The sequence below is a fragment of the Schnuerera sp. genome, from assembly GCF_035459645.1.
Taxonomy (GTDB): Bacteria; Bacillota; Clostridia; order Tissierellales; family Tepidimicrobiaceae; genus Schnuerera.
In genome coordinates, this window is the sequence record NZ_DATHXO010000258.1 from 1 (window position 1) to 5,091 (window position 5,091).

Consider the following 5,091-nt stretch of genomic DNA (forward strand, 5'->3'; position numbering starts at 1 on the left):
AATACACCTAGTTCTGTAGGTACAAAAGATCTATTATTTAAATTTACATATTCTCTATTTAGTATGGTAGAAATAGTTGGAGAATAAGTACTTGGTCTACCTATTCCTAATTCTTCCAAAGTTTTTATTAATGAAGCTTCAGTATATCTTGCAGGAGGTTGAGTAAAATGCTGATTTGGTTCAATTTTATTGACTTTAACTTTTTCTCCTTCTTTAAGAAGTGGCATTTCTTTTGAATCTTCATTATTATCTTCAATTTTATAGATTTTTAAGAAACCATCAAATTTTAACTTTGAACCTGAAGCTCTGAATATATTATTGTTTGAAAATATTTTTACTGTAAGAGTGTCATATTTAGCTGGACTCATTTGCGAACTTACAAATCTACTCCATATTAGTTCATATAATCTTGATTGATCCTTTGTTAAAGAACCTTTCACATTTTCAGGACTTCTAATTATAGAAGTTGGCCTTATTCCTTCGTGAGCATCCTGGGCTTCCTTTTTACTATTGTTAATATAAGTCTTTCCTCCATTACTATAAGCTTTCCCAAAATTGTCAATGATATAAGATTTAGCTAGTTTCACAGCTTCTCCTGAAACCCTAGTTGAATCTGTTCTCATATAAGTAATCAATCCAACAGTACCTTCTTTTTTAATGTCTATTCCTTCGTAAAGCTGTTGAGCTAACATCATGGTCTTTTTAGTAGAAAAACCTAGCTTTTTAGAAGCATCTTGTTGTAAAGTACTAGTTGTATAAGGTGCATAAGGATTTCTTCTTTTAGTTCCTTTTTTTACTTCTTTCACAATGAAATTATTTTTATCTAATGATGATAATATTTTATCGACTTCTTCTTTATTAGAAAGCTTCAGTTTCTTTTCTTTACCATCCTTTAAGATACCGTAGTATTTTGCTTCAAAAGGAATTTTATCTTTTTCCAATAAAGCTTTTATACTCCAATATTCTTTAGGTACAAAGTTTTCAATTTCTTTTTCTTTGTCACATATAAGTTTTACAGTAACGGATTGTACTCTACCTGCACTTAATCCCTTTTTAATCTTTCTCCACAACAAAGGACTTATTTTATAACCTACAAGCCTATCTAAAATTCTTCTTGCTTGTTGTGCATCGACTAAATTTTTATCAATCGGTCTAGGTTTTTTTATTGCATTCAATATAGCTTCCTTCGTTATTTCATTAAACTCTACTCTTACCAAATCGTCTTCTTCTATGCCCAATATATATGCTAAATGCCATGAAATAGCTTCACCTTCTCTATCTGGGTCAGTAGCTAGATAAATTTTATCAGATTTTTTAGCTTCTTTCTTTAATTCTTGTACAACAGGGCCCTTTCCCCTTATAGTTATATATTTTGGATTAAAATTTTTTTCTATATCAATACCTAAACTACTTTTAGGTAGATCTCTCACATGTCCTACAGAAGCTTTAACTTTATAATTTTTACCTAAAAATTTTCTAATAGTTTTTGCTTTTGCAGGAGATTCAACAATAAGTAAATTTTTTTGCAATGATTACACCTCCAATTAACTACTAATTAAGATAAGGTAAATACTCCGCCTGTCATTTCTTTAATTACGCCCTTAAGCTCCAATATTGTCAAAATACTATTGACGGTAGATATATCTAAACTTGTATTCAAAGCTATACTATCAGAATGTACAGGGCCTTCTTTTATATTTTCTAAAACCTTAATTTCTAAAGAACTGAATTGAGAATAATCAATATCTTTTTCTTTTTTATTTTTCAGTTTTTCTTGTAATTCATATACTTCTTCAACTATATCATCGATATTCATTATTAATTTTGCTCCATCTTTTATTAATTTATTTGTTCCTTTACTAAAAATACTATTAATATTGCCCGGTAAAGCAAATACTTCTTTCCCTTGTTCCAAAGCATGATGAGCAGTTATTAAAGAACCACTTTTTTCCTTAGCTTCAATAACAATTACTCCTAAAGATAACCCACTAATTATTCGATTTCTTTGGGGGAAATTATAGGCTAAAGGAGGAACTCCTAAAAAATATTCAGATATTAAGGCGCCATTTTTGGGCACTTCTTTATAAATATCCTTATTTCTCTTAGGATAGACAATATCCAACCCATTACCTAATACGGCTATAGTTCTTCCCTTTCCTTCCAAAGCTTTTTTATGTGCTATACTATCAATTCCTAAAGCCAAACCACTGACTATAGTTACATCTAACTCTAACAGCTCTTCTACAAATTTTTCTGTAGCCCATCTTCCGTAGGAAGTAGACTTTCTAGAACCTACAATAGCAATAGCAAGATTATCATCTTCAATAATATTTCCCTTTACATATAATACTTTAGGGCTATCATATATGTAGTGTAATCTCTTAGGATACTCTTTATCAAAGATAGTAATTACATCTATACTATGTTTATCTAAAATATAAAATACTTCCTTTAAATAATCTATATTACGATTAGCTATAATTTTATCTTTAATTTTAGTCTTAATATTTTTTAAACTATATATTTTTTTAGAAGGCATTATCCAAAGTTCTTCTAATCTTTGAATTTGCTCCATTATTTTTTCAATAGTTCTATTTCCAATTTTTAAGCTATTTAACCATATTAAAACTTCTTTATTGGAAATTTCAAACATTTTGTGTTACCCCCAGTATTTATTATCTAGACTTCTATACCTTACTGCTTCTAAAATATGTTTTTCAAGTATTAAATCTTCATCATCTAAATCTGCAATAGTCCTACTTACTTTTAATATCTTATTATATGTTCTGGCGCTGAATCTATACTTTTTAAAAGCTTCTTTTAAAATTGTTTCTGCACCTTTATTTAGTCTACAATATTTTTTAATATTTTTTGGAGATAGTTGAGAATTACTATATAAGTTACTCTTTTTATATCTATCTAATTGAATTTGCCTTGATTTATTAACTCTATTTCTAATATCCTCTGATGTTTCTAAATTTTTTTCGTCTTTTAAATCCTTATAATCTACAGGTAAAACTTCAATATGGATATCGATTCTATCTAATAATGGATTACTCAATTTACCAAGATACCTATCTATACTACTTTGTGAACATGTGCATTCATGGAAGGGATCGCCATAATAACCGCATGGACATGGATTCATGCTAGCTATCATCATAAATTTAGATGGATAGGTAAGACTTGCATTGACCCTAGATATAGTTACAACCTCATCTTCCATTGGTTGTCTTAATACTTCCAATACATCTTTTTTAAACTCCGGAATCTCGTCTAAAAAAAGTACTCCATTATGCGCTAAAGAAACTTCTCCTGGTTTTGGTATTCTTCCACCACCGATTAGAGATGTAGAAGAAGCCGTATGATGAGGAGCTCTAAAAGGACGTTTCTTTATTAAAGCTTTAGATTTTAATAATCCTGACACACTATATATTTTAGTAACTTCTATCGCTTCTTCAAAAGAAAGCTTTGGAAGTATAGTGGGTAATCTACGAGCTGCCATTGTTTTACCAGCTCCTGGAGGGCCAATTATCAACATATTATGTGCACCAGCAGCAGCTACTTCTAAAGCCCTTTTTAATCCTTCTTGTCCTTTAATATCACTAAAATCCATGTCAAATTGTTCCTCTTCGTATTGAGAAAAATTTGATAAATTTTTATAAGGCAAAACTTCTTCTTCACTGTTTAAAAACTTAACAACTTGATTTAAAGTTTTAATAGGAAATATATCAATATCTTCTACAACTGAAGCCTCATCTTTATTATCATAAGGGACAATACATCTTTTAATATTGGATTTCCTCATAGAAATAATCATTGGTAATGCACCTTCTATAGGGTTTAGTCGTCCATCTAAAGATAACTCGCCTATAAAAGCAGTACCTTCATAATCAAAATCATCGACTATTCCCATAGCTTGTAAAATACCCAAAGCAATAGCTAAGTCTAATTGAGAACCTTCTTTTCTTAAATTAGCAGGTGCTAAATTAACAGTAATTCTAGATAGAGGAAATTCATATCCACTATTTTTTATTGCTGTCCTTACTCTTTCTTTAGATTCTTTGATAGAAGCATCAGGTAATCCAACTATATTGAAAACTGGCAATCCGCGAGATAAATCAGTTTCTACTTCTATTATATATCCATTTAACCCTTGTAAAACACAAGTATTAACTTTAGAATACATATTAGCCCCCTTTATAAAAATATAATTATCCATTCCCTGGGTAATAGTGAAAATAACTCATTTTTCAACTATTACATACAAAAAGCGTTTTCTATATGGTTTATTTTTAATTTTTTTCTTAAATAAACTTCTATTATGTCATATCTTATTTGATAATTATTCATACTCTTATGCTTAATATATATTAAAGAAGATTTATAAATTTTCTCCTGTTTTTTCCAATTTACAGCTTCATAAGGATATCCGTAACTTGTGCTAGTTCTAGCCTTAACTTCTATGAAGACTAGAATATGAGATTTAATTGCAATTATATCTATCTCTCCAACCTTTGTTCTGTAATTTCTATCTAATATCCTATAACCTTGTGAAACCAGATATTTTACAGCTTCATTTTCTCCAAATATACCTTTTTTTAAGTTATTTACCATTGGACTCATCCTTTTTTTCATCTAATTGATATACAAAAGATATAATTCTAGCGATTGCTTCGTATAATTCAGGAGTAATTTCATCGTGTAAATCTAGTTTTATCAATTCTTCAATTAAGCTATCGTCTTTATATATTTCTATATTACCTTTTTTACCAACCTCTAATATTTTTTCGGCAATTTGACCTTTTCCTTTTGCTATAACTTTTGGTGCATTATATCCTTCTTTATAGGAAAGGGCTACCGCTTTTTTATTTTTATTAACATTATCATCCTTCATAATTACACCTGCACATCTAAATTGTAAATAGTATTTGTATTTATAATTAAAGAATCTAATATAGTATAATTATTTTCACTTAGATATTCAATATTTCTTATTTCATATCCTGTAGTTTTTACTAAAGACTTTAAATTATCTTCGTTAGATTTAAATAAAGACAAATCTATTTTATTTATTCCATTAAATTTAAG

The 5,091-nt window shown here is 28.8% G+C and carries 6 protein-coding genes; all 6 read right to left on the reverse strand.

From position 1 onward, the window contains the following. Positions 1-1,529 (reverse strand): type I DNA topoisomerase (gene topA / locus VK998_RS06140; protein WP_325226605.1); only part of this gene is annotated, 1,529 nt, incomplete at its 3' end. A 26-nt stretch (positions 1,530-1,555) separates the two neighbouring features. Continuing rightward, positions 1,556-2,653, reverse strand: a complete 1,098-nt coding sequence (gene dprA, locus VK998_RS06145; RefSeq protein ID WP_325226607.1) for a DNA-processing protein DprA — start codon at positions 2,651-2,653, stop codon at positions 1,556-1,558. 6 nt (positions 2,654-2,659) lie between these two features. Beyond that, on the reverse strand, positions 2,660-4,189 hold the full coding sequence (locus VK998_RS06150; protein ID WP_325226609.1) for a YifB family Mg chelatase-like AAA ATPase: 1,530 nt from the start codon (positions 4,187-4,189) through the stop codon (positions 2,660-2,662). A 71-nt stretch (positions 4,190-4,260) separates the two neighbouring features. Continuing rightward, positions 4,261-4,617, reverse strand: coding sequence for a YraN family protein (locus tag VK998_RS06155; protein WP_325226610.1), 357 nt, complete (start codon positions 4,615-4,617; stop codon positions 4,261-4,263). Continuing rightward, positions 4,607-4,897, reverse strand: a complete 291-nt coding sequence (locus VK998_RS06160; RefSeq protein ID WP_325226612.1) for an EscU/YscU/HrcU family type III secretion system export apparatus switch protein — start codon at positions 4,895-4,897, stop codon at positions 4,607-4,609. Before VK998_RS06160 ends, VK998_RS06155 begins: the two co-directional genes overlap by 11 nt. Before the next feature lie 2 nt (positions 4,898-4,899). Then, positions 4,900-5,091 (reverse strand): hypothetical protein (locus VK998_RS06165; RefSeq protein WP_325226613.1); only part of this gene is annotated, 192 nt, incomplete at its 5' end.